General features: G+C 68.3%; 19 protein-coding genes. 12 read left to right on the top strand and 7 right to left on the bottom strand.

Annotation, left to right across the window (positions count from 1 at the left end):
* Positions 1-49: 49 nt before the first annotated feature.
* The 3 genes from ACZ601_RS04850 to ACZ601_RS04840 form a co-directional block, all read right to left on the bottom strand.
* Positions 50-544 carry a flavin reductase family protein gene (locus ACZ601_RS04850; protein WP_469532970.1) on the bottom strand — a complete coding sequence of 165 codons (495 nt, stop codon included), beginning with the start codon at positions 542-544 and terminating at the stop codon, positions 50-52.
* 439 nt (positions 545-983) lie between these two features.
* Positions 984-2,180: a CaiB/BaiF CoA transferase family protein gene (locus tag ACZ601_RS04845; protein ID WP_469532968.1), complete on the bottom strand. Its 1,197-nt coding sequence runs from the start codon at positions 2,178-2,180 to the stop codon at positions 984-986.
* Positions 2,177-2,554 carry a cupin domain-containing protein gene (locus ACZ601_RS04840; protein ID WP_469532965.1) on the bottom strand — a complete coding sequence of 126 codons (378 nt, stop codon included), beginning with the start codon at positions 2,552-2,554 and terminating at the stop codon, positions 2,177-2,179. Before ACZ601_RS04840 ends, ACZ601_RS04845 begins: the two co-directional genes overlap by 4 nt.
* Positions 2,555-3,416: 862 nt before the next feature.
* Here ACZ601_RS04840 and ACZ601_RS04835 point away from each other — a divergent pair.
* Positions 3,417-4,145 carry a GntR family transcriptional regulator gene (locus ACZ601_RS04835; RefSeq protein WP_469532962.1) on the top strand — a complete coding sequence of 243 codons (729 nt, stop codon included), beginning with the start codon at positions 3,417-3,419 and terminating at the stop codon, positions 4,143-4,145.
* Between the two features lie 92 nt (positions 4,146-4,237).
* On the opposite strand, the gene ACZ601_RS04830 is transcribed toward ACZ601_RS04835, so the two are convergent.
* Positions 4,238-5,980 carry a CocE/NonD family hydrolase gene (locus ACZ601_RS04830; RefSeq protein WP_469532959.1) on the bottom strand — a complete coding sequence of 581 codons (1,743 nt, stop codon included), beginning with the start codon at positions 5,978-5,980 and terminating at the stop codon, positions 4,238-4,240.
* A 117-nt stretch (positions 5,981-6,097) separates the two neighbouring features.
* On the opposite strand from ACZ601_RS04830, the gene ACZ601_RS04825 reads away from it, so the two are divergent.
* Positions 6,098-6,748: a TetR/AcrR family transcriptional regulator gene (locus ACZ601_RS04825; RefSeq protein WP_469532956.1), complete on the top strand. Its 651-nt coding sequence runs from the start codon at positions 6,098-6,100 to the stop codon at positions 6,746-6,748.
* A 112-nt stretch (positions 6,749-6,860) separates the two neighbouring features.
* Here ACZ601_RS04825 and ACZ601_RS04820 read toward each other — a convergent pair whose 3' ends face one another.
* A complete protein-coding gene (locus ACZ601_RS04820; protein ID WP_469532953.1) occupies positions 6,861-8,129 on the bottom strand; it encodes an acyl-CoA dehydrogenase family protein in 1,269 nt (422 codons plus the stop codon).
* 963 nt (positions 8,130-9,092) lie between these two features.
* On the opposite strand from ACZ601_RS04820, the gene ACZ601_RS04815 reads away from it, so the two are divergent.
* Entirely contained in the window at positions 9,093-9,614 is a 522-nt protein-coding gene (locus ACZ601_RS04815; RefSeq protein WP_440574452.1) for a nuclear transport factor 2 family protein, read from the top strand.
* A 231-nt stretch (positions 9,615-9,845) separates the two neighbouring features.
* Here ACZ601_RS04815 and ACZ601_RS04810 read toward each other — a convergent pair whose 3' ends face one another.
* Positions 9,846-10,682: an IclR family transcriptional regulator gene (locus ACZ601_RS04810; RefSeq protein ID WP_469532949.1), complete on the bottom strand. Its 837-nt coding sequence runs from the start codon at positions 10,680-10,682 to the stop codon at positions 9,846-9,848.
* A gap of 77 nt (positions 10,683-10,759) precedes the next feature.
* On the opposite strand from ACZ601_RS04810, the gene ACZ601_RS04805 reads away from it, so the two are divergent.
* Together ACZ601_RS04805 and ACZ601_RS04800 are read left to right on the top strand one after the other, a co-directional pair.
* Entirely contained in the window at positions 10,760-11,710 is a 951-nt protein-coding gene (locus tag ACZ601_RS04805; protein ID WP_469532947.1) for an amidohydrolase family protein, read from the top strand.
* Positions 11,711-11,775: 65 nt separating this feature from the next.
* Positions 11,776-13,221, top strand: a complete 1,446-nt coding sequence (locus ACZ601_RS04800; protein ID WP_469532944.1) for an amidohydrolase family protein — start codon at positions 11,776-11,778, stop codon at positions 13,219-13,221.
* Positions 13,222-13,314: 93 nt separating this feature from the next.
* Here ACZ601_RS04800 and ACZ601_RS04795 read toward each other — a convergent pair whose 3' ends face one another.
* Positions 13,315-14,007, bottom strand: a complete 693-nt coding sequence (locus tag ACZ601_RS04795) for a hypothetical protein (protein ID WP_440574455.1) — start codon at positions 14,005-14,007, stop codon at positions 13,315-13,317.
* Positions 14,008-14,120: 113 nt separating this feature from the next.
* Between ACZ601_RS04795 and ACZ601_RS04790 the strand changes: the two genes are divergently transcribed.
* From ACZ601_RS04790 to ACZ601_RS04760, 7 genes are all read left to right on the top strand, one after another.
* A complete protein-coding gene (locus ACZ601_RS04790) occupies positions 14,121-14,771 on the top strand; it encodes a TetR/AcrR family transcriptional regulator (protein ID WP_469532941.1) in 651 nt (216 codons plus the stop codon).
* Between the two features lie 549 nt (positions 14,772-15,320).
* Positions 15,321-16,580, top strand: coding sequence for an ABC transporter substrate-binding protein (locus ACZ601_RS04785; protein WP_469533869.1), 1,260 nt, complete (start codon positions 15,321-15,323; stop codon positions 16,578-16,580).
* Positions 16,577-17,590 carry a carbohydrate ABC transporter permease gene (locus tag ACZ601_RS04780; protein WP_440576412.1) on the top strand — a complete coding sequence of 338 codons (1,014 nt, stop codon included), beginning with the start codon at positions 16,577-16,579 and terminating at the stop codon, positions 17,588-17,590. The genes ACZ601_RS04785 and ACZ601_RS04780 overlap by 4 nt, the downstream gene beginning before the upstream one ends.
* Positions 17,587-18,495 (top strand): carbohydrate ABC transporter permease, encoded by a 909-nt coding sequence (locus tag ACZ601_RS04775; protein ID WP_469532939.1) that lies wholly within the window; start codon positions 17,587-17,589, stop codon positions 18,493-18,495. The genes ACZ601_RS04780 and ACZ601_RS04775 overlap by 4 nt, the downstream gene beginning before the upstream one ends.
* Before the next feature lie 70 nt (positions 18,496-18,565).
* A complete protein-coding gene (locus ACZ601_RS04770) occupies positions 18,566-20,338 on the top strand; it encodes a glycoside hydrolase family 27 protein (protein WP_469532936.1) in 1,773 nt (590 codons plus the stop codon).
* A 246-nt stretch (positions 20,339-20,584) separates the two neighbouring features.
* Entirely contained in the window at positions 20,585-21,787 is a 1,203-nt protein-coding gene (locus tag ACZ601_RS04765) for a PucR family transcriptional regulator (RefSeq protein WP_469532933.1), read from the top strand.
* A 691-nt stretch (positions 21,788-22,478) separates the two neighbouring features.
* Positions 22,479-24,608, top strand: coding sequence for a glycoside hydrolase family 2 protein (locus tag ACZ601_RS04760; RefSeq protein WP_469532931.1), 2,130 nt, complete (start codon positions 22,479-22,481; stop codon positions 24,606-24,608).
* Positions 24,609-24,684 lie beyond the last annotated feature (76 nt).

The following is a 24,684-nucleotide window of genomic DNA, read 5'->3' as shown; positions in this document are numbered from 1 at the left end:
CTGCCTTCGTGGGTCGGGACAGGGCGGGATCGGGTCGGCGGGCCGATCGTCAGACGCTGGCCAGGCGCCGGAATCTACTGCCGTGAAACACCAGCGGCGAGGTGTCGGGAGTCGCGCTGAGACCGTGGATCTCCATCAGCACGATGTCGTGGTCACCGCAGGGGACCTCCTCGCGGATCGTGCAGTCCAGCCACAGCGTCGCACCGTCCAGGAAGATGCTGCCGTCGTCGGAGGCGAACCAGTCCGTGCCGGCGAAGCGGTCGTCCGACTTGCTCGCCAGTCGCGCGCAGATCTCGTCCTGGCCCTCGGCCAGGACGCTCAGGCCCAGTCGCGGCTGCTCCCGCAGCTTCGGCCAAGTGGTCGAGGTGTGCTGAATGCACATGGATACCAGCGGGGGCTCCATGGACACCGACGTGAACGAGCTCGCCGCCAGCCCCACGGGCTCGCCGCCGTAGCGCGCGCACACCGCTGCGACTCCTGACGGAAAGCACCCGAAGGCCCGCCGCAGCTGGGCGGCTGCCGTCACCGGCTCGATACCTCTCACTTCATTTCTCCTCGTCCGGCAGGTGCCGAGCGTCCGCCTCGGTCGAGGTGGGCGTGCTCGCTCGGGTACCGCCAGGTAGCGCGGGATGGTGCTGATATCGGGGGAACTGCGAACGCGAGGCGGGTGGAGAACCTCTTTGGTGAGGCTGTCGGCGTCGAGCCGTGCACCCGGCTGCTTCAACGTTCGGCTCGGCGGGGCCGGCGGTCCGGCCTCGTTGGTGCCTCGCGAACCGAAACCCGCGTGAGGCATGTCCTGAACACTAGTTCCTGCCATCAAAATGTCAACACTTTGCCCGGCAGCCTTCATGCGGTGCTCACCATGTGGGCCATTTACGTCGTCATTTGCTGGAACGTGGTGCGATTCGTGTCTACCCATCCCATGACTGGATGGTGAGACTGTGCACACTTGTATGCGCCGGTGTGCGATGGGGAAGTGCGTCCTACGGCTGTGACGGAGAGCTGTCCAGCCAGCCACGGATGGCCTCGGCGTCGGCGCCGAGGGGCGGCGGTGGCACGTGGTCGACACGGGTGGTCTCCGTCTCGGTGCCGGCCGGGTCCACGGCGAAGGTGCGCAGGGCCGATCCGGGAAGAGAGATCTTCCCCAGGCTCCGGTGCTCGATGTCGACGAGCAGTCGCTGCGAGCGGGTCTGTTCCCACTCGTAGACCTCGTCCAGCCCCCGGACCCGGCCGGCGGGCACCCCGGCATCGGCGAGTCGTCGAAGCAGTTCATCGGGCTCGTACCGGCTGAACGCGGACTCAAGCAGCGCGGTCAGTCCGTCCCGATGTGTCACGCGGTCGGTGTTCGTCGCGTACCGCGAGCCGTCGGCCGTCAGGCCGAACGCCGCACAGAGCCGGCCCCACATGGCGTCGTTCCCGCAGGCGATCTGCACGCTGCCGCCGCCCGCGCAACGGAACAGTCCGTAGGGGGCGATTGCGGGGTGGTGGTTGCCCTGTGCGGAGCCCACCTCGCCCGCGACGGTCCACCTGGTGCCCTGGAACGCGTGAGCGGCCACGACGGAGGCGAGCAGGGAGGTGCGGACGATCTGTCCCCGTCCGGTGCGATCACGTTCCCGCAGTGCGGCGAGGACGCCGAACGCCCCGTTCATCCCGGCGAGAAGGTCGGCGATCGGCACGCCGACGCGCTGGGGGTGGGCCGGGTCCGGTCCGGTGACCGACATCAACCCCGCTTCGCCCTGGGCGATCTGGTCATAGCCGGCGCGATGGGCCTCGGGGCCGTCGTGCCCGAACCCGCTGATCGAGAGCACGACCAGGCGCGGGTTGAGTTCCATCAGCCTCTCGGTGCCGAATCCCAGCCGCCGCAATGCTCCTGGCTTGTAGTTCTCCATCAGGATGTCGGCTCGCTCCACGAGCCGGTCCAGTACCTCCGCGTCCTCGGCACACTTCAGATTGAGCGTGATCGATTCCTTGTTGCGGTTGCAGGACAGGAAATACGTCGACACGGGGATCCCGTCGTCCCCGCCGACGAACGGTGGTCCCCAGGAGCGGGTGTCGTCCCCGGCGGGGCTCTCGACCTTGATCACGCGGGCGCCGAGGTCGGCCAGCATCATCGAGGCGTGCGGCCCGGCCAGGGCGCGGGTGAGGTCGACGACGAGCAGTCCGTCGAGCGCCCTGCTCACGACCGGACCTCGGCCGCACTCGCCGGCAGGGCGGCCGGGTTCGGCCGGATGACGAGCATGCTCGCGGGCAGGTTGGTGTGGTTCTCCACTGTGCGAACCGTGCCGGCCGGCAGTCGTGCGCCGTCGAGGGGGCGCAGTGTGTGCGCGACACCGTCGCCGTCCGTCAGGGACAACGTGCCGGTCAGTACGAGGTAGAGGGTCTCGGCGGGGACGGGTGAGAGGTCCGCCCGGCCGCCGGGCAAGTAGTGCGACAGGGCGACGGTCACGGCGCCGGTGTAGTCCTGGCCGCCGAACAGCTGGACCGGGCCGACGCCGTGGTGGCCGGCAGGCTGGAAGGGCTGTCCCTCTTCGAGCGGGGCGATGTCTATCGGCATGAGCGTGCACTCGATTCTGGCTGAGCATGCAGGCCGGCGCTTGCGCTGACGGAGCTGACGGGCCGCGGGCGGGGCGGTCGGCTCTGCGGAATGGGTGGCGGGCAGAAGCACCATAGGCGCACCTGAGCCAAAAATGTCAACATTAATGGAATGTGTTGTGTGGAGAGCTGAGGGTTACGCGCCTCGTCCGAGTTGCGAGTGATCGCGCTCGACGAGGGCTCGCGGGGGCGGGGAGGGGCTTGCGTATGCGATGGGCGGCCGCCGTTCCCCACGTCACCCCCGCGCGGGTCGTGGGGATGATTGACGCGCCGGTGTAGGGCCGGGTGGTGACCGAACGCGCAAAGTGTTGACAGTTTCGGTGTGGTCTCTACTATTCTGTTCAGGGCCGCGACTCCGTGCACCGGTCGGTTGCACACACTCGTGGCTCCTGCGTCCGAGACGCTTCAGCCGGCGATGGCAGGCCACCGCGAAGCCCTGCGCCCTTCGCAGGGCGGGGGAGGAGGCCGGGGGGTCCACTACGGCGAAGTCATTCCACCCTCGGACGTGCCCGCCCTCCTGGGCATGGGCGCGGCGGCCGTGTTCCCGCCCGGGGCGGTGATCCCGGACGCCGCGTACGACCTCGTGAAGCTGATGGTGGGCACGCCCACGCCAGGGTGTCAACATTTTGCAGGTCCCAGTGCGTGAAGAGGTCGCTTTCTCGGCATGTGAGGCTTGGCGGAACTGTGATGCGGCATCGATGGTGTGAGGCCACCATCCGAAAGTGTCGGCAGTCCTGCGGAGTCAGTCGGCTACGGTGGTACCGCAACCGGTCCGCGGTCGAGAGACCGGTCGGACGTCGAAACGTGGGAGAGGCCAGCACACGATGACAGCAGGGTCGGTGGAGGTGGCGGACAAGCTAGCCCATCCCGACGAGGTGAGCAGAGCCCATCACGCTGTGCGGCGCGCGATCATGCGAGGCGAACTGAGGGCCGGAGATCCGCTGTCCCAGGTCGAGCTCGCCCGACAGCTCGGGGTAAGCCGTGGCCCCCTGCGTGAAGCGCTCAGAATTCTGCAACGTGAGGGCTTCATCCAGCAGGAGTCCCAGCACCGTGCCAGGGTGGCGGCGTTCAGCGATGACGACCTCGACGAGCTGTACGCCATGCGTATCAGTCTCGAAGCGCTCGCCGTCGGCATCGCCGTGCCACGCATGACCGAGGAGCACCTTCACCGGATCGACCAGCTACTGGACGAGATGGACGAGAAGGCTCGTACCGGCGACGTCGAGCAGTGGGAGTGCCCGCACGAGGCGTTCCACCGTGCGCTGGTTCACCCTTCCGGCCCCCGCCTGGAACGGGAACTGGCCCTGCTGTCCGACCATGCGACCCGCTACCGCATGGCCTTCGTCACCTGGAACCCCCTTGAGTGGCAAGCGGGCACGAGCGAGCAGCACCACAAGATCGCCGAAGCGGTCAGGGCGCGCGACCCCGAGGCCGCCGCGCTGGCACTGGCGAACCATCTCGGCCGGACGGCTCTGGTGGTGCTCTCCATGGCATCACCCACGTTCGAGCCCGTCCGAGTGCGCAGGGCCCTCTCCGCTGTGTGCGGCGCGTAGCCGCACCACCCTGCTGCTGCGGTGGCGGAGCGGGTGCGGCCTCGCCCACCGGCCGGGTCTGCCCCGCCTGGAGGTGGGGCAGACCGCCTCGGTCACGCGGGCTTGACCGGAAGCCGCACGTACGACGCGCGGTCGCCCCCGGTGTGGACGATGTGCCGTCCGCCGAACGTGGTGGTGTACTCGCGGATTCCGGGCATCATCGTGCCCAGGAGCGACCGGCTGCTGATGACGAGACGCAGCTGTTCGCCCGGGTGGAAGGTGAGCCCGACCGGGAGCAGGTCGATCTCGACATCGACGACCTCGCCGGGCGAGAGCTTCTCGACCTTGTCGAAGCTGTGGGCGGGAACATCGTCCGTCGACAGCGTCTCGTCCAGACGCCGCATGGAGACGCGCAGCCGTCCGTCCGTCCCCTTGTAGCGAAGGATCGAGGCACCTCGCTCGGTGACGTCCTGGATCATCGCGCCCTGGTTGAGCACGGTGAACTGCTGCAGAGGCGTGCCGAACGCGTTGAGCTTCTGGACGAGAAGGAACAGGTCCATGTCGTCCGCGCCTTCGGCCTCGACCCACAGGTGCGCCTTCGGGTAGCCCACGAGAACGGTCTCCTGGTCGAAGCGCGTCACGAACGACACCGTGTCCGGGTTGGCCCCGACGGCGTACCCCGCCGTCGCCCCGGTGTCGGGCACCGCGGTCCCCAGGGTCCGTGAGCGGCCGTCGAGGTAGTACTTCACCGGCGTGACATCGGCCGGCGGGAACTCCTGCGCCGGGATGTTCACCCGGTCGCCGCCCTGTAGGTCGAGGAGGGAGTAACGCACCCGTGGCGTCTGCTCCCACCCGTTGTCCGCGCCCTTGAGGAAGTGATCGAAGAACCGGCGCAGGTCCTCCACGTTCGCCCGGTCGTAGTAGTCGGGCCATTCCTGGCTGTTGTGGACGCGCAGCCACTTCTGCTCGGACTCCATCCGCCGCCAGGCGCGGAAGGTGCCTGCGGTGTGCAGCGTGTTGGAGTAGCTCGCGACGACGTACGCGGGCACGTCGATCCGGTCGAAGAGCGGGATCTTGTTCTCCCACAAGCCGTTCACCAGGGGGTAGCGGTCGGCCTCCGCGAGGATGTCTTCCTTCTGGCCGTTGCCGTAGAAGCTGTTCTCCTGAAGCTGGCGGGCGAAGCCGGTGTCGGGGATGCCGCCGCGCATCACCAGGTCGCGGTAGACATCGCTCACGCCCTCCCACGGGTTGATCGCCGCCAGGTGCGGAGGCTGTTCGGCCGCGGTGAACCACTGCGAGACCGCGAGGTAGGAGGTGCCACTCATGGCGACCTTGCCGGTGCACCAGTCCTGGACGCCGAGCCACTCGATGAGGTCGTAGCAGTCGCGCCCCTCCTGCCGGTCCCACAGGACGCTGTCGCCCTCGCAGTTGGCCACGCCCCGGATGTCCGGGTTGCAGATCGCATAGCCCTGCGCACACCAGTACGCCGGGTCGGGGCCCTCGAACTTCTCCAGACCCGAGACGATCCCGTTGTCGAGTCCGACCATGCCGAAGATGCCCATCACGCTGGCGGACGAGCCCTGGCCCTTCCCGTACGGGCTCCACGCCACAATGACCGGCACCCGTTCCGCGCCCGCGGGACGAAAAACGTCGACGTTGATCGTGACGCCGTCGCGCAGTGTGACCGGAACGTCCTTGTCGAGCACGATGTCGAGGGGGAGTGGTTTGAACGGCGGGGCGATCCGAAAGCCCGCTTCCAGCGTGCGGGTGCCGGGCTCGTACTCGCTCAGAACCCCGTACCGGGCACCCGGCTCCAGTGGCTGGGAGGGGGTGAACACCTTCTGGACATCACTCATGGTGAGCTCCTCGCATCTCTGCGTCTGTGGACCGGCTCTGTCCACGATGCGAGCGTACGTCCGCCTGCGCAGGATCTCAACAGCTGTTGAGATCCTGGGCGAGGGTAGTTTTGGGGCATGACCGCGCATACGAGTCCCGCCGCCACCGCTCGCCTCGGACGCCGGCCGGGAGCGAACACGACGCGGCAGGCGATCCTCGCCGCGGCCCGCGCACGTTTCGCAGCCGATGGCTTCACGGCGACCACGATCCGCCGGGTCGCTGCGGACGCAGGGGTGGACGCATCGCTGGTCATGCAGTTCTTCCGGTCGAAGAACGAGCTGTTCGCCGCCGTCATGTCGGTTCCGGCGGACGCGTTGACGCGCTTCAGCGCCGCGTTCGAGGGGGCGGACGACGGACTGGGCGAGCGCGTCGTCCGCGCCTTCCTCGCGGTGTGGGAGGAGGACGCCCGGAGCTCGGAGCCACTCATGGCGATGCTCCGGGGCGCCATCGCCAACGATCAGGCGAACGAGCAACTGCGTGAGTTCCTCCAGGAACGGCTGCTCGTCGACGCGTCGGCGTCGCGCCCCGCCGACGCGGAGCTGACGCTCCGGGTGGGCGTCGTGTCATCGATGCTCGTCGGGCTCGTGGTGGGGCGGCGAGTGGTCGGTGTCCCCACGCTCACCGGGGTGGAGCGTGAGCGGCTGATCGCGCTCGTCGGGCCCGCGGTGCAGAGCGTGCTCGTGCCGGCCCAGCGGGCCACCGCCCATGGCGAGGGGGCGGGCCGATGACGGAGCGATCGACGGGCCGGAGCGGCCGGGAGGTGTCGCGCCCGGGGCGGGTTGAGGGACTCCGGTACGGACAGGCTCGATCGCGACCGCTGTGGCCGTCCGTGCGCGAACCTCAGCCGGCCTTCGGAGCAACCGGCGCGAAGCGGTCCAGGGTGGTGATCCCCTCGAACTTGTGCGGCTGGGATCCCGCCATCAGCCTTCCGTAGTTCTCGGACAGGGCTTCGAGGTTGAGGGCTCCGTGCAGGGTGATGACCCGAGCGTCCCGCCAGGCCCGCTGAATGGGCTCACTTTCCATGATCGCGGTCGATCCGGAGTTCCGCTGGAGCAGTTCGATCGCCTCCGCGCACCATTTGGCCGCGTAGGCCGTCTCGGCGAGGACGCGCGCACTGAACATCTGCATGTATTCGGGTTCGGCCGGCGTCCCGGCGGCGGCGAGTGCTCCGAGCCGGTCGGTCTCATCGGCGTTGGCGCGGGTCAGCAACGTCGCTGAGCGGATCTTGGAATGAACCTCTGTGAGCATCAAGTGTGTGAGAGGTGCTTCCAGCTGATTCTTGTACGTCGTGCCGCGCAGGGGCCGGCCGGCGGCGCGTTCGAGGAATCTGTCCAGCGCACCTTGGGCGAGGCCGATGGACATCCCCGCCATGAGGCTGAACGCCCAGCCGAGGGAAGGCGCCTTCCAGAGGGCACCCTTGAGGCCGTTGTCGAGGGAGCCGCCGACGACGTGCCGGAAGTCGACGCCGCGGTGCTCCGGAACGAAGAGCTGGTCCTCTGCGAGCGTGATGGACACACTGCCGGTGGCGCGCATGCCTGCGACCTGCCAGTCGTCGAGGAATCGGATTTCGTCGCGCGGGACCTGAACGCCCACCAGGTAGGGGCCGTCGCCGTCATCGGCGATGCAGCCGAGGTTGGTGAAGGGGGCCCAGAGCGAGTCGCTGCCGAACGTCCAGGGGCCGCCGGAGATGGTCCAGCCACCCTCGACCCGCTGTGCACGACCCTTGGAGGCCGGGAAGTGGCTTGAGGCGGCGACCCTCGGCCCGACCCACGCGGGGCCGAAGACCTCCTCGACCACATGAGCCCCCGAACCGGCGGGAATCCAGTTCGTCGAGGCCCCCACCCATACGGTCCATCCGCACGAGCCGTCCCACTTGGACACCTCGGAGACGACGTCCAACTGCTGCCGCACGGTCAACTCGTAGCCGCCGAACTCCGCGGGACTGCCGATGTCGAACGCTCCGGTGGCATCCAGATCGGCGATGGTCTCGTCGGGAAGCCGGCCCGCGCGTTCCGCGGCGAGCGCGCGCTTCCTCAGGTCCGGCCCGAGCGCCCGGACCCTGTCGAGGATCTTCGTCAGCGTCTCGGACGTGTGGTCAGTCGCAGCCATCGTCGATATCTCCTGTGATCGGTTCTCGCGGACGAGGGTTCGCTCGCGCATGTGGTCGCGCGTGTGCCGGTGTGAACTCTCGGCCCCGGTGCAGTTGAAGGTCTGATCTGCGGCAACCGGCAACCGGCAACCGGCAACCGGCATCCGGCATCCGGCATCCGGCATCCGGCATCCGGCGCCCGGATGCCTGTTGGCAGTCGTCGTCCGAGGCGGCACCGGGGCGGTCGCCCGGTTGCCGGGGGAGCGGTCCGGTGGAGAGTCGAGCCACCCGGCCTGCCGCTGGTGTTGCCGGCGTGGATCGATTGCGGCGCCCCACTGCCCGTCGCCCGGCGGACAGGGTGGTCGCCCTGATCGCACCGTAGAAGCCACTCTCGAAAGTGTCAACATTTGGAGCACGCTTATTCTCGGCCATGTGTGGTGCACCGATAGTGATCGATGCGGCGACCTCGTCCGGAGCTCACCCTTCGAGTCGGCTCCAGCTCAGGTGGCGTCAGGTTTTCCGTTGCGCGGAATGTGGGCTCGTGGTTCTGGTCTGTTGCCTGCACTCCCGGATGGCTCCGAGAGAGGTATCCGGGTGATGTAGCCCAGAGGACATGAAGTGTTGACAGTTTCTCCATGGCTCCTGATGATGGTGCCCACGTCCGCCACCCCTTTCGTCGGCCTTGAGCCGTCGTTGGAAGTGACGGAAGGTAATTCGGATGCCGAACCGGCGGGCCAACGGGCCGCCACGCCGTCACTCGGTGGTCGACTCGCGACCCGTACCGCACGCGGCTGTAGGGCATTGCGTCCGAGGGCGGATGGTGGAGACCGCGCCTCGCCGGCAAAGGGGAGGCGGGGCGCACCTCGTGCGCCGCGCTCCATGCGCCGACGCTGCTGAGATCAGCCCGATCGCCGACAGGCGCGTACCCACAACGGGCGTCGAGAGTGCCCCACCGGTGACTTGTGAGGATGAGGAGCGCAATCATGGTTGAACACGACAAGGCCGCCATCATCGAAGTCATGAACCTCTACGGCTTCGCGCTCGACGCCCACCAATGGGACTTGTTCGATCGTGTCTTCACGGAGGATGTGACGGCCGAGTTCGGGCCGGCCGGAAATGCCTGGCAGGGACTCGACACCTTCAAGCGCTCTTTTGCCGAGTTCCACGCGGGGCTGGACGGGCATCAGCACACGATGATGGGTCACCTGGTCCATGTCGACGGCGACAAGGCGCATGCCTTCAGTTACGGCAATTGGCTGCTCGTGCGTGAGGCGGCCGACGGCGGCCCGACGTGGCAGGGGACCGGCTGGTACGACGACGAACTGGTCCGGACCGAGCAGGGGTGGCGGATCCGGCACCGTGTCTGCCGGCTGATGTCCTGGGCCGGCAACCCCTCGGTGCCCGAGCCGAACGCCGAACACCACCCCGACATGAAGACGAACGTCCTGCGTCGGCACACCGAGGCGGGGAAGGTCGGATTCCTCAAGGCGATCCAGGCCACGTAGCTCTCCGCGGTGCGGCGAGCGGCTCAGGCCCTCGCCGCGCGACCACCTGCCGGCTGCGGCGGTACCGCTCGCAGCCGGCTGTCACCGCCGACAACCACGCACTCCCTCGGGCAGCCCCGGCGGGCGGCGCGCGCGGGCCCGCAGCCGTCGCCGGGCGTCGGACGGGCAGCTTCACGTCGGTGGCCCGGCCCGCGGCTGGTGGTCTTCTGCGCCGGCCGGACCTCGCTTCCGTCACGGAGAGGCGTGAGTGCCGCCGGGACGCGCCGCCCGCTGTCCTTCCTCCTCCAGCCGGCGGGAGATCGCACGGGCCGTCGCCCGCACGGCCGGTCCGTAGCCCGCCTCCGAGAAGCCGGTACTGGGCCCGACCACCGACAATGCCGCCACCACCTCATGGCCGTCCCGTACCGGCGCGGCCACGGTGCTCCGCGGCCACGGACGACTCTGCCGGCCGTAGGCGTGGTCACCACGCCGTACCTCCGCGAGCATGCGTCGCAGGTCAGCGGAGGTGACGATGTCGTCATGGCCCTCTCCCGGCTCGTAGGCGGCGATGGCGTGGTCCTGGACGGCCGCCGGAGCGTACGCGAGCAGCACGAGCCCGGCACCGGTGGACGTGAGCGGAAGCCGGCCTCCCACGCGGTATTGCACGGGACTGGCATCGAGCGCAGAGAGCCGTTCGACGAGCAGTGCCTCCTGCTGCTCGCGCACGGCGAGCAGCACGTGCTGCCGCGTGACATGGAAGAGGTCTTCCATGAAGGGCATGGCCACGGACCGCAGCCCGTGGCCGCGCGGCGCCAGGGACGCCGTCTCCAGCAACCGCAGCCCCACGACGTAGCGGCCGTCATCGAGACGTTCCAGCGCGCCCAGGCGGACGAGGGTGCGGGCGAGTCGCAGCGCGCTGCTGCGGGGGATGCCGCTTCGCCGGGCGAGTCCGGCGAGGGACAGCGCGCGGTGGTCGCTGTCGAACGTGCTGAGCAGGGCGAACGCCCGGTCGACGACCGGCCGGCCCTCGACCGGCTTCCTGCCGCGGCGTGGCTGAGCGCTGCCGTCCGAACCCGGCGTTCCATTCATTGGCATCACTCATTCCACCTTACGGCCGCCTTCCTACGCTGGCTCAGGTACGGACCCGCACATCCAGGGAGCCCCACATGACCCCGACCGGTCTCATCGACGTCCACGCCCACTTCGTCACCGACAGCTACGTCGCAGCGGCCCGGTCCGCCGGGATCGAACACCCCGACGGAATGCCCGGCTGGCCCACGTGGAGCGTCGAACAGCACCTCGACCTGATGGACCGCTCGGGAATCGAGAAGTCCTACGTATCGATCTCCTCCCCGGGCGTGCACTTCGGGGACGACGTCGCGGCCCGCGTCCTGGCACGGGAGGTCAACGAGTTCGCCGCCGGGGTCCGCCGCGAGCATCCGCAGCGGTTCGGTCACTTCGCCTCCCTGCCGCTGCCCGACGTCGAGGGCTCGCTCGCCGAAACCGCCCACGCCCTCGGCGTACTGGGTGCGGACGGGGTCGCCGTGGAGACCAACCACCACGGCAGCTACCTCGGCGACCCGCGCTTCGAACCGCTGTGGGAGGACCTCGACCGCCGCGGAGCCCTCGTCTTCGTCCACCCCACCTCCCCGCCCCACGCCGATGACGTCTCGCTGGGCCGGCCGCGGCCGATGCTGGAGTTCCTCTTCGACACCGCCCGCACCGCGAGCGACCTGCTCCTGCGCGGGGTGTTCACCCGCTTTCCGCGGATTCGCTGGGTGCTGACCCACGGCGGGGGAGCACTGCCGCTGCTCGCCGACCGCATCGACATGTTCAGTGCCGTGTTCCGCGACGGCTCCAAGGACGCGCCCAGTGCCCTGGAGGAGCTCGGCCGCGTCTGGTACGACATGGCCGGGACGCCCTTCCCCCGCCAGGTTCCGGCCCTGGACGCCGCGTTCGGCACCGAGCGCCTCCTGTACGGCAGCGACTACTGCTGGACACCCGCCGAAGGTGCGCTCGCCCAGATCGCGTCCGTCGACGCGGCGGCGCAGCCGTCCGCCACCGACACCTGGCGAGACCTCACCACCCGCAACGCCCACCGGCTGTTCACGGGGTGACGGCCGTCCGAAGGCCGTAGTCCGAAGCCCGAAGCCCCCGAAGTCGTATGGCACCAAGGAGAGACATGAGCAGGTACGTCGAGCCGTCCACGGTCAACGGGCGGGTGCTGGTCACGGATGTCACCGTGGTCGATCCGCTGGACGGGCGCCGCACCCCCGGTCAGGACGTGGTGGTCGAAGGGAACCGGATCACGTCCGTGACGGCGACCGGCGGGCCGGCCGAGGGCGCGCACGTGGTGGAGGGGCGGGGCCGGTTCGTCGTCCCGGGGCTCATGGACATGCACATGCACGCCCTGAACACTCCGAAGGACGTCGACGGCACCTACGCGCTGATGCTCGCCAACGGCGTCGTCGGCTTCCGTCAGATGTCGGGAAACAGGGCGCTGCTGAAGTCCCGGAGCCAGGGCACGCTGCCGCGGCCGACGGGTGCGCCGGCGCTCAGGGCGACAGCCGGTGACCTGCTGACCCCGCTGAACGCGAGCACCGTCGAAGGCGCGGTGCGGGCCGTACGCGAACAGCACCGGGACGGCGCCGACTTCGTCAAGGCGGGCATGACGACCCGCGAGACCTTCCTGGCAGCTCTCCAGGAGGCCAACCGCCTCGGCATCCGTCTCGGTGGCCACCTGCCCGCCGACCTCGACCCCCGGGAGGCCGCACGCGCCGGGGTGTGGTCGATCGAGCACCTCGGCCCCGGAGTCACCGTGTTCGCCGCGGCCTCCTCCAAGGAGAGCGAGGTTCGCGCGGGCAACCCCACCCGCAAGCTCCCGCCGATCCCCAGGGTCAAGATCCCCGGCGCGGACAGGCTGGCGATGAAGCTGATCAAGGGGATGGTCACGAACCCCGCGACCAGCACGTCCGAAGGGGAAGCACACGCCTACGAGCTGGCCGACGGCTCCTACGACCAGCAGAAGGCGGAGGAACTGGCCGCCCTGTTCGTCGAACACACCACCTGGCAGTGTCCGACCCTGATCCGGGTCCACACCCAGCAGTTCGGCGACTCGCCGGAACACACCGAAAACCCGAGGCGCCGGTACATGGCCCCGGAAGAGCTGCGCACCTGGGACAAGTCGGTGAAGAAGTTCTCCAGGCTCCCCGACACCACCCGCAATGCCCTGCACAACCACTGGGCCGCGCAGCTGCGGATGACCAGGACCTTCGCCGATGCCGGCGTGCCGATGGTCGCGGGGACGGACGCGTGCGGGGCTGCCGGAATCATCCCGGGCTTCGCTCTCCACGACGAGTTCGACCATCTCGCCGAAGCCGGACTCGACCCGCTGACCATCCTGCGGATGACAACGACCGAGCCGGCCAGGTTCCTCGGGGAGGAAGGCGACTTCGGCCGCGTCGCGCCGGGTATGGCCGCCGATCTGGTGCTTCTCGACGAGGATCCGCTGGCGAGCCACACAGCCCTCCGCGCGATCGCCGGGGTGATGAGGGACGGTTCCTGGTGGTCCCGCTCCGACCTCGACGCCGTAGTGGAGCGGATCGCCGCCAAGCCCGGTGCCCACTGACCGCGTCCCAGCGCCCGCGCAGTTCGCTCATGCGGTCCGTACGGCTGCCCGGTCCGCATCCGCGGCGCCAGGGCGTGTCCGGAACGCGCTTCCTCAGGCGCGGGCAGCCGCTGCGGCGACGATCCAGTTCCTGAACTCGACGGCGTAGTGCCGGAGGTGGTGCTCCAGGACCTCGTCCGGGCACGTGGCGGGGAAGTAGACCGTCAGGTTCGCCGTGAAGCCTTCCGCGGTGTCACCGAACTGGATCAGCGCCCGCCCGACGACCGTGCCGTCGGCCAGGAAGAGGTTCGAGGACATCTTGCGCGGGAAATCGGACTCCGGGAGGAGTTCCTCCGCGTCCTTGGCCCAGGCCAGGGCTTCCGTTCCCCAGCCGCCCATGTAGAAGTCGGCGACGTGCGGACCGATGTTCTCCACCACGCGCGCTCCGACGGAATCGGTGCCCATCACGTAGTGCTCGGGGTGCGCCGCGAGGAGTGGGCCCTCATCGCCGGCGAACGCCTCGTCCATCCAGGCCAGGAACTCGCCCGAAGCGATGCCCTGCGTCGTGAGCACCGTCGTGCCCGACTTGAAGACGCCCTCCGAGGTACGCGCGCTTTCGCGCAGGAAGGCATTGCCCGCCTCGATGTCCTCGGCCAGCAGGTCGAGCAGCCCCTGGCGCCCCAGCCGCGTCCTGAAGCGCTCAAGGGCGCGGCGGGCGTAGAACAGCTCGAAGTCGTCGATGCTCCCACCCGTGGGTCCTGACGCAAGGGTCACGGTCACGGGCGACGACGTCCGGGTGTCTGTCATTCTCGAACCTCCACGAAATGTGAATGTGAATTCATGTTCGCGTTAGGGTAGGCGCAGGAGTGAGCGACTTGTCAAGAGAACCGGCTGGGACCGCCGCCGATACCATGCGTGACATGACCGAGGAGCCAGATCGCGCACCGCTCTACCGAGAGCCCCGGCAGGCGCGCAGCGTTGCGACACTGGCTCGCGTACTGCAGGCGGCCGAGGAGATCGCTTCCTCGGCCGGCCTGGAGGAAATGACGATCACCGGTGTCGCGGAACGCGCCGGTGTCTCGGTCGGCACGATCTACCGTCGCTTCGACGACAAGGACCAGCTGGTCACTGCCCTGGTCGAGCGGATGCTGGAACGCCGCGAGGCCTACGTCGCCGAACGGCTGCGCGCGGCGGAGCCGTCGCTCCGCGGCATCATGGACACCTACGCGCACGCCCTGCTGGAGTCCTTCGCCGAAGGCAACAAGCTCTTTCCCGAGCTGCTGCGCGCACGGGGTGTCAAGGCGGTGGACCGAGGGGCCCATGCCATCACCGAGATCCACCGCCTCCTGGTCGAAGCCGCAGCCCCCTACGCCGGCCAGATCCGGCGCTCGGACCCGCAGGCGGCACTCGACACGGCGGCCCGCGCCCTCCTCGGTGCCTGCTTCCACAACTCGGTGCGCCCCGACCCCGCCGCCGGCGAGGCTGCCCTGCGCCGGTACGCCGACGAACTCGGCGACATGGCGATCGCCTACCTCCACACTCCCGACCGGGACCGCACCGCTCGTTCCTGAGCCGCCGGGGGAGGCGGGGGAGGCGGAGTGGTTTGCGGGGCCGGCGGGTCCCGTCGGCCCTCCGGTGGAGCCGTGTCATGGCCACCCGTCTCCGTCCGCACAAGAACTAACACGTGGGGCGGGCTGGTCTGTGCCGGTGCGCCGGTTCGGCGCGTTTCTCCCTGGGGCATGCGTCAAAGTGCCTTCTGAGGCGAGGACTTGGCGCCCGGCGTGCATCGAGGCGGGTTGTGTGGAGTTGCTCCGGCGGCCCGTCGGCCGGCCGTGTCGACATCCAAAGTTGTTTGTGGCCGGGAACGTAGACGCCGTTGCGGGACGGGCGTAGAACTACGCCAGCGATCGATTGCGTTGCAAATTGGTGGCTTCTGTTGGAAACGGCTGGGCGGTGCAGGTGAGATCCGTTCCGGCCGCATTCCCGGACCACCGTCCCTCGGCTCACATCATTCACGCCATGGAGGCATCATGTCGGCTGTCGACCCGGACAGAGGCGTCGTCCCGCCCACCCACACACGCAGGACTCTGCTCAGGGGCGTGGGCGCCGCCGGACTGACCGTGGCCGCCGGTGGTCTGCTCGCTGCCTGTGGAGATGACTCGGAGTCCAGCGACCCGGGCAAGTCGTCGGGCCCGGTGGCGGGCAGCACGGTCACCTTCGGATCGAACAACTCCGACCCGGCGACCAAGGAGGCGTTCGCCGCGCTGACCGGTTCCGCGACGGCGTCGACCAAGGTGAAGCTCAAGATCAACACCGTTGACCACAACTCCTTCCAGCAGAACATCACCAGCTATCTGCAGGGCACACCGGACGACCTCTTCACCTGGTTCGCCGGATACCGCATGCAGTACTTCGCGGCGCAGGGACTCGCCGCGCCGCTCGATGAGGTCTGGGAGAAGATCGGCGGCAACTTCGGCCCGGTCGCCAAGGAGCTCTCCACCGGCCTCGACGGCCATCAGTACCTTGTGCCCCTGTACAACTACCCGTGGGTTGTCTTCTACAGCAAGAGCCTGTTCAAGAAGAACGGCTACACGGTGCCGACCACGTGGGACGCGTACCTCGCGCTGTGCAGGAAGATGAAGTCCGACGGCCTCATCCCCATCGCGTTCGGCGAGAAGGACGGCTGGCCGGCCCTGGGCACGTTCGACATCCTCAACATGCGGATCAACGGCTACGACTATCACGTCAAGTTGATGAAGCACGAGATCGCGTGGACCGATCAGGGTGTGAACACGGTCTTCCAGCACTGGGCGGAGATGATGCCCTACGTGCAGAGCGGCGCGAACGGCCGGACCTGGCAGGACGCGGCCAAGACGCTGGAGTCCAAGAAGGCCGGGATGATGTTCCAGGGCACCAACCAGGTGGCCGCGCAGTTCGTCAGTGACAAGGCGGACCTGGCCGACCTGGACTTCTTCCCCTTCCCCGCGATCAATGCGAAGTGGGGCCAGGACTACATGGACGCGCCCGCCGACGGCTTCATGCTGAGCAGCAAGGCGAAGAACCCCGCTGCGGCCAAGGCCGTCCTGGAGTACATCGGCACGGGCGCGGCCGAGGCCGAGTACCTCAAGTCCGATCAGTGGGACGTCGGTCTGGCCAAGGGGCTGAAGGTGCCGACGTACAACGCCATCCAGAAGAAGTCGGTGGCCGAGATCGCCAAGTGCAAGGCCGTGGGCCAGTTCATGGACCGGGACGCCGATCCCGCCATGGCCACCGCGATGATCTCGCTGATCCAGAAGTTCGTCGGCGACCCCAGCACCAGCGGCATCGCGTCCCTGCAGAAGAACGCCGAGTCCCAGGCGAAGGCGATCTACACCGGATGAGCACCGTCACCCGCACCCACCGTCTGCCGGCGCCGCCCGGCCGCCCGCCCGCCCGGCGCAAGCGCCGGAGGCCGCGGCGCCTGCGGCACCTCAACACCCACGACCGCGTCGTCGTCGTCCTGATGCTCGGCATCCCCCTGCTGCTCAGCCTGGCCTTCGTCTGGGCCCCGGCGCTCGGCACCGTACTGCTGTCGTTCACCCGGTGGAACGGCGTCGGTGACCTGCACACCAAGGCATGCGACCCGGCCCTGCCCGCCATCCTGAACAACGGGTGTGTGAACGGCGTCCAGAACTACCACCAGGCCGCCACCAACTACCCGGAGTTCTGGCCCGCGGTCCAGCACAACTTCATCTGGCTCGCGGTGTTCGTCGTGATCGCCACCCCGCTCGGGATGGTGTTCGCGGTCGTCATCGACCGCGGTATCAGCGGCAGCCGGATGTACCAGAGCATCCTGTTCCTGCCGGTCATGCTCTCGCTGGCACTTGTCGGCATCATCTGGGAGTTCATGTACTCGCAGAACTACGGCGTGATCAACACCGTCATCGGCCGCGCCGGGGACAACAACGCCATCGACTGGCTCGGCGACCCGGACCTGAACCTGTGGGCCGTTCTCGTGGAGGCCACCTGGCGGCAGGCGGGATACGTGATGGTCCTGTACCTCGCGGGCCTGAAAGCCGTCGACCCGACCCTTCGCGAGGCCGCCCGGATGGACGGTGCCAACGCCTGGCAGACGTTCTGGCGGGTCGTCTTCCCCGTGATGAGACCGATCAACGTCGTCATCATGGTGATCACCGTCATCGAGTCGCTCCGCGCCTTCGACCTCGTCTACATCACCAACAAGGGCATCAACGGCCTGGAGCTGCTGTCGGTCCTGGTGACCTCCAACATCGTCGGTGAGACCCAGCGGGTCGGCTTCGGCTCCGCACTCGGTGTCGTACTGCTCCTGATCTCGCTGGTGCCGATCTGCCTCTTCCTCCGTCAGACGTTCCGCAGGGAGGGAACACAGTGAGTCCGACGACGCTGCCGAGGGCCGCGACACCGGCGCGCGAAGTCCGGCCGGCGCGACCGCGGGGCCAGGTCCTCTCGCAGGTCTTCCTGGTCAGCGCGTCCGTGCTGTGGCTGCTGCCGATCCTGTTCGCGCTGTACATCGCGGTCCGTCCGTACGCCGACACCCGCAAGCACGGATACGTCTCGCTGCCGCACAGCCTGACGCTGAGCAACTTCGGTGACGCGTGGTCCCAGGCGAACATGGGCCGGTTCTTCTGGAACTCCCTCGTGATCACGGTGCCGGCGGTCGTCATCGTGCTCGCCCTGGCCGCCGGTGCGGCCTTCGTCCTGACCCGGGTGAACATCAAGGTGAACGTCGCCCTGCTCATCCTGTTCACGGCGGGGAACCTGCTGCCCCAGCAGGTGATCATCACTCCGCTGTTCCGGATGTACCTGAAGATCCCGCTGCCCTCGTTCCTCAGCGACAGCGGCCTGATGTACAACTCCGCCTTCGGTCTCATCACCATCAACGTGGCCTTCCAGCTGGGGTTCTGCGTCTTCGTGCTCAGCAACTACATGAAGTCGATCCCCGGGGAGATGTACGAGGCGGCACTGGTGGACGGAACAAGCCTGTGGACCCGCTTCTGGCGCCTCACGCTCCCGTTGTGCCGTCCGGCGCTGGCCGCCCTGGCCACGTTGCTGACGACCTGGATCTACAACGACTTCTTCTGGGCCATCACGCTGATGTCGTCCGGCGACAAACGCCCGGTCACTTCCGCGCTGGCCAACCTCCAGGGGCAGTTCGTGAGCAACCAGAACCTCATCGCCGCCGGCGCGATGATCGCCGCGATCCCGACGCTGGTGGTCTACGTCCTGCTGCAGAAGCAGTTCATCTCGGGACTCTCCCTCGGAGCCGGCAAGGGCTGAGACCCGGCAGGGGGCGGTGCGCGAAACCTCCGAAACGACACCCGCAACCAGGAAAAGAGGATGAGGACACATGAAACCTCGATGGATGGTGCTGGCGCTGGCCCTCACCGTGGGCACCGGACTGGCGGCGCCACAGGCGTTCGGGTCGCAGACGGAGCAGGCCCCGGCGGCGGACGCGGCGCCGATGCTGGACAACGGAATAGCGGCCGACGCGCCCCTGATGGGCTGGAGCGGCTGGGGTTTCCTGCAGCGGGACCCCACCGCGGGGAAGTTCAAGGCACAGGTCGACGCCCTCGTCTCCAGCGGGCTCAAGGACCTCGGCTACAACTACGCCAACATGGACGACTTCTGGTACAAGTGCCCCGGGAGCCAGGGGCCCGACGTGGACGCCAACGGCCGCTGGGTGACCGACGGATCACTGTTCCCGGGCAGCGGCTCCAAGGACGGCATGGAAGCCCTCGCGGACTACGTGCACGGCAAGGGGCTGAAGTTCGGCCTGTACGTGACGCCGGGCATCTCCGCCCAGGCGGTGGCCAAGAAGACGAAGATCAAGGGCACGTCGTACACCGCGGACCAGATCGCCACGTCGAGCAGCGCGAGCAACTTCAACTGCAAGGGCATGCGCAACATCGACTTCAGCAAGCCCGGGGCGCAGGAGTTCATCGACTCCTGGGCGGACCAGTTCGCCGGCTGGGGCGTGGACTACCTGAAACTGGACGGAGTCGGTCCGTCGAAGACGGGCGACGTCAGGGCCTGGTCCAAGGCCTTGGGCAAGACCGGCCGTCCGATCGCCCTCAACCTGTCCGCCAGCCTGTCCGCGTCCTCCACCTGGTCCGAGCTGTCGAACTCCTGGCGGATCGACGGTGACATCGGCGCCAGTCCCAAGGGCCAGAGCTTCCCGCTCACCAGCTGGGCGAACGTGTCCAAGCGATTCGACGACGCGGCCAAGTACCAGCCGTACGCGACGAAGGGGGGATGGAACGACCTGGACTCCTTCGGTGTCGGCAACGGCGACAACGACGGCATCACACCGCCCCAGCGGCAGACGAACATGGCGCTGTGGGCGCTGGCCGCCTCCCAGTACATGCTGGGTGCCGACCTGACACATCTCGACCCGGGCGACAAGGCGCTGCTGGCCAACAAGAAGCTCATCGCGATCGACCAGGACGGCATTCCCGCCGCCCGGGTCATCAAGAGCGGCAATGAGCAGGTCTTCGCCAAGCGGGAGAAGAACGGCACCTGGTACATCGGTGTGTTCAACACAGACACCTCTTCCAGCCACACCTTCAGCCTTCCGCTGGCCCAGCTCGGGCTCAGCGGCTCGGCGAAGATCACCGACGTGATCAACAACGACAAGCCGCTGGGGACCGTCAGCACCTACACCACAAGCGTGGCCCCCGGCGGAGTAGCCCTCATCGCGGCGGTCCCCACCTCCGGGACGGGTGGTACCGGCGCTCTGGTCAGCGCCCAGTCCGGCAAGTGCGTCGACACCGACGGCGGCAACGTCTACCTCCCCGGTACCAAGGAGCAGATCTGGGACTGCAACGGCGGCCTCAACCAGCAGATCTCACCGACCTCCACCGGTGAACTGCGCACCATGGGCGCCACGGAGTGCCTGGACGTCTTCGAGAACGGAACCGCCCCCGGAACGAAGGTCTCGCAGTGGGACTGCCACGGCGGGACGTCCCAGAAGTGGACCGTGAAGAGTGACGGCACCATCGTCGCCCAGAAGTCCGGGCTGTGCCTGGACGTGAAGGGAGCCAAGACCGCGAACGGCACCGAGCTGCAGTTGTGGACCTGCAACGGCGCGGCGAACCAGAAGTGGAGCTGGGACCGGGGCTGATCCGGATCCCGGTGCCCCGGCCGCCGGCCGGGGCACCATCGGATGCGGCGCGGCTCCCACGCGGCGGACGGGCCGCAGGAGAGCTCCCTCCGATGCCGGAGAGTGTGCGGCATGGCAGCAGGAACAAGGTCGCCGCACGCTCCGCCACGGGGCGGCCTTGCCATTCCTTGCCGGCCACGGAATGTGCACCGGGCTCATCGCGCCAACTTTGTTCCACCGGACAAGGTCCCTGAGTAGGCTGCCGGTATGGAGTACGAGACCCCAACAGCCTGGCCCGTACGTCGGAGCATGCCGGACCTCGCCACCCTCGACGCCCCGACCCACCGCACCGTCATCGCCGCCGTCGCGCGTCTGCGCACCCTGCACGACGTCTTCGGGGACCGCCTGGTCACGCTCATCCGCCGGCACCTCCCGGGTTACGCGGTGCTCCCGGACGCGGAGATCCGGTCCTCCGCCCGGCGGTTCATGGACATCCTCGTCTCCGAGCTCGCCTCCCTGCGCGTTCCCGACACGGCTCTGCGCGAAATGCTCCGTGGTTACGCGGTCGAGCGTGCCGCCCAGGGTGTTCCGCTCGACGTGCTCACCATCGGCTACCAACTGGGCTCCCGGGAGATGCTCGCCCTGCTGGACGAGGTCGCCGCCGAAGTGGGTCTGCCCCCCGACCTCCTGCTCGCGGTGCATGACAGCACCTGGGAGTTCTCCAACGAGGCGTCCGCCATCTTCGCCCGGGTCCAGCACGATCTCGCCCTGGAGCGCGCGCACTTCGACGCCGAACGCCGCTCCGCCTTCGCCAGCGGTGTACTCGGCGGGACCTTACCGGCCGAGCGGATCAGCCGCGACGCCCACCTCTTCGGGCTCGCGCCCCAGGCGCACCACGTAGCCCTCGCCGCGCAGGCCGCGTCGACCGGCGAAGCCGACGCGGTCCGCCGCTCCGTCGCCGCCGTCCTTCACGTGCCGGCCGACCGGCTCCTGCTCACCCAGGTCGGGTCAGTACTCGGGTTCATCGCGCCGAGAGCGCCCGAATCCATCACCGGCCACCTGGTGGCGGCCGGTCCGCCGCTCCCGCTCGACGAACTCGGCGCCGGGTTCGACGAGGCAGTGCTGGCCCTGTCGACCGCGCGGCGGTTCGCCATGTCGGGCCTCGTACGCCTGGCGGACCTCGGGCCGCGACCGCTCGTACTCTCCGATGGGCACACCGCCGAGGGGCTCTGCGCACGCCACCTGGCGTCACTCGACGCCGCCGGGCGTTCCAGCAGCGAGATCGAGCTGACCACGCGCGAGTACCTCGAACACGACCAGGACGTGCGCGAGGTCGCCGTGCGGCTCGCCGTGCACCCGAACACCGTCCGGTACCGGGTGAACCGGTTCCAGGAACTCACCGGACTCAACCTGCGGCGCACCGAGGATCTGGTGACCTCGTGGTGGCTGCTGAACCGCCGGCGTACCTGAGGGGCCGGACGGTCCGCCCGCGCCGGTCGGCGCGGGCGGATGCCGGTCAGGGCAGGTTCCACTCCGACCATCAACAGAGTGCCGCCGACAGCGGCACTCAACCAACGGTTCCTCAACATGAGATTTCTCCGTTCAACACACTGATGACGTGGCCGTCCGCAGGTCAGGACGGCCTGACGGGCGGGAATGCCGTTGCGGTCACGGCGTGATGGTGATGAGGAGCCTGATCGGTCGGTCCCGCTGCCTTGCCTGCGGCGATCGTGGTACCGGTCGTCGGGGGAGCCGGCCGAGTCCGGCCGTACCGGCCCGTTGGATGAAGAAGCTCTTCACCCAGAGAACGAGCGTTGCACAGTGTGCAGTTGTGTTTCTTTTAAGGTCAAGGTGAAAGACAAAGAAACAGTTATCAACACTCACCGGCCTGGCAGTCAGCCGCAGGTGGCAGCCTATTTCGCATGCCGAGTTCATTCATGTGAACTCCGGCACGGGATTCGGTTTGGCCGAGTCCCGTGCCATCGCCTCGTTCGGCAGGGTTGACCGCCAAGTTGGCCGGGCCTACCGTCACGTCCTGCAACGTTCATACTGCAGACGAATGTTCATATCCTTGAACTTCCTGAGTCGGGCTCAGCTGCCTTCGCCGTGCGTGTGAGGCAGGCGCCACCCAGGAGCCCCTCACCTTCCACGGAGGCACGTCATGAACGAACTTCCAAGTCGGCGACTGGTTTTGGGGACCATGGCGGGCGGAGTCCTCGCCGCGTTCGCCTCGGGCGGTGTGGCTGCCGCCTCTTCGGCCGCGGTGCAGAGTTACACCCCGCCCGCCCGGCGCGTCCGGCTCGGCCTCAACTCCGGATGGCTGTTCCACAAGGGCGACGTCGCCGGAGCCGAGGGCCCCGGCTTCGACGACAGCGCCTGGGACTCCCTGAGCGTCCCGCACACCTGGAACGCACAGGACGGCGCCGACGGCGGAAGTTACTACCGGGGCGTCGGCTGGTACCGCAAACGCGTCACGGTTCCGGAGAACCTCTCGGGAATGATGCTCTTCCTCCAGTTCGCCGGGGTCAACCAGGTCGCGGACGTCTGGGTCGACGGAGTCCACCTCGGTACGCACAAAGGCGGCTACTCCCGCTTCCGGTTCGGCGTCACGGACGCCTTCACGCCAGGGAAGAGCGGTGTTCTGGCCGTGAAGGTGACGAACGCGCCCAACCCCGACATCGCCCCCCTGAGCGCGGACTACACCTTCCAGGGAGGCATCTACCGCAACGTCAGCCTGCACGCGGTCGACAGACTCGCGGTGCGGATGCTCGACTACTCCGGGCCCGGGGTCTATCTGCGCCAGCGCAGTGTCACGGAGTCCTCGGCGACCGTCGAAGTGAAGGCGACGCTGTTCAACAACAACAGCACCGGCCGCTCCGTGGTGGTGCGTGCCGTTGTCACCCACGCCAACGGCACGGTCGTTGCCGACCGGAGCACCACGCCGCAGACGCTCACGGCCAACAGCGGCATGGACGTCGTGCAGACGCTCACGATCGCCAACCCGCGCCGGTGGAACGGCTTGGCCGACCCCTACCTGTACCGCGCCCATGTCGAGATCCGGGACGCCGCCTCCGACACCGTCACGGACGTGGTCACCGAGCCGCTCGGCCTGCGCAGCTTCAGCCTCGACGCCGCGGACGGCTTCAGGCTCAACGGAAACCACCTGAACCTGCACGGTGTCAACCTGCACCAGGATCGGGCGGACGCCGGCTGGGCCGTCACCGATGCCGACCACGAGCGGGACTTCGCCCTCATCAAGGAGATCGGGGCCACCGCGGTGCGGATGGCGCACTACCAGCACGACCAGAAGGACTACGACCTCGCGGACGCCGCGGGATTGGTGGTGTGGGCGGAGATTCCCCTGGTGGACGCCATCACGGACTCGGCCGCGTTCACGGCGAGCACCCAGACCCAGTTGCGTGAGCTGATCCGGCAGAACTACAACCATCCGTCGATCGTCTTCTGGGGGATCGGCAACGAGCAGCGCAGCGACAACACCCCCACCAACAAGCTGCTTGACCAACTCGCCTCGCTCGTTGAGAGCGAGGACGCGGAGCGCATCAGCACCTATGCCAACAACCTCGGCAACGATGCCGGAGTGGCCGGCCACGCGGAGACGACGGCGTACAACAAGTACTTCGGCTGGTACGGAGGCTCCTACAACGATCTGGGAGGGTGGGCCGACAAGCTGCACGCCGCGTCGCCCGGCCGGACCTTCGCCGTCTCCGAGTTCGGTGCGGGGGCGAACCCCGCCCAGCACGCGCTCAACCCCTCCGCACCCAGCTCAGGAGGCTCGTTCCACCCGGAGGAGTATCAGGCCCTGCTGCACGAGGCGTCCTGGAAGCAGTTCGCCGCGCGCCCCTTCGTCTGGGGCTCGTTTGTCTGGAACATGTTCGACTTCGCCTCCGACGGGCGTAACGAGGGCAGCCGGCCCGGAATCAACGACAAGGGGCTGGTGACGCGCGACCGGGAGATCCGCAAGGACGCCTTCTACTGGTACAAGGCCAACTGGTCCGCCGCGCCGACTCTCTACATCACCAGCCGTCGCTGGACCTCGCGCACCGACGCCGCGACCGAGCTGAAGGTCTACTCGAACGCCTCGGAGGTCACCGCCGTGCTCAACGGCGCGTCGCTGGGCAAGCGGAGCAGCGCCGATCGCATTTTCAAGTGGACCGGCGTCAAGCTGCGTTCAGGAGCCAACACCGTCACCGTGACTGCCTCGATCGACGGTTCGACGCACACCGACACCGTCACCTGGAACCTGGATTCCGGTGTGTCGACCGACGGCTGACCGGCCCGACCGGCGCCTCGGGCCCGAAGGAGATCCGGAGCCGGCATGAGCCGGCCCATCACCGTCACCCATGCGC

The organism is Streptomyces sp. NPDC104307 (assembly GCF_055584045.1).
This window is presented reverse-complemented; position numbering and strand designations above follow the sequence as displayed.

Coding starts and splice junctions, on each gene's coding strand:
- ACZ601_RS04840 (WP_469532965.1), bottom strand. CDS start 2,554: ATGCCGATAGACATCGCCCCGCTCGAAGAGGGACAGCCCTTCCAGCCT.
- ACZ601_RS04835 (WP_469532962.1), top strand. CDS start 3,417: ATGACAGCAGGGTCGGTGGAGGTGGCGGACAAGCTAGCCCATCCCGAC.
- ACZ601_RS04830 (WP_469532959.1), bottom strand. CDS start 5,980: ATGAGTGATGTCCAGAAGGTGTTCACCCCCTCCCAGCCACTGGAGCCG.
- ACZ601_RS04825 (WP_469532956.1), top strand. CDS start 6,098: ATGACCGCGCATACGAGTCCCGCCGCCACCGCTCGCCTCGGACGCCGG.
- ACZ601_RS04820 (WP_469532953.1), bottom strand. CDS start 8,129: ATGGCTGCGACTGACCACACGTCCGAGACGCTGACGAAGATCCTCGAC.
- ACZ601_RS04815 (WP_440574452.1), top strand. CDS start 9,093: ATGGTTGAACACGACAAGGCCGCCATCATCGAAGTCATGAACCTCTAC.
- ACZ601_RS04810 (WP_469532949.1), bottom strand. CDS start 10,682: ATGAATGGAACGCCGGGTTCGGACGGCAGCGCTCAGCCACGCCGCGGC.
- ACZ601_RS04805 (WP_469532947.1), top strand. CDS start 10,760: ATGACCCCGACCGGTCTCATCGACGTCCACGCCCACTTCGTCACCGAC.
- ACZ601_RS04800 (WP_469532944.1), top strand. CDS start 11,776: ATGAGCAGGTACGTCGAGCCGTCCACGGTCAACGGGCGGGTGCTGGTC.
- ACZ601_RS04795 (WP_440574455.1), bottom strand. CDS start 14,007: ATGACAGACACCCGGACGTCGTCGCCCGTGACCGTGACCCTTGCGTCA.
- ACZ601_RS04790 (WP_469532941.1), top strand. CDS start 14,121: ATGACCGAGGAGCCAGATCGCGCACCGCTCTACCGAGAGCCCCGGCAG.
- ACZ601_RS04780 (WP_440576412.1), top strand. CDS start 16,577: ATGAGCACCGTCACCCGCACCCACCGTCTGCCGGCGCCGCCCGGCCGC.
- ACZ601_RS04770 (WP_469532936.1), top strand. CDS start 18,566: ATGAAACCTCGATGGATGGTGCTGGCGCTGGCCCTCACCGTGGGCACC.
- ACZ601_RS04765 (WP_469532933.1), top strand. CDS start 20,585: ATGGAGTACGAGACCCCAACAGCCTGGCCCGTACGTCGGAGCATGCCG.
- ACZ601_RS04760 (WP_469532931.1), top strand. CDS start 22,479: ATGAACGAACTTCCAAGTCGGCGACTGGTTTTGGGGACCATGGCGGGC.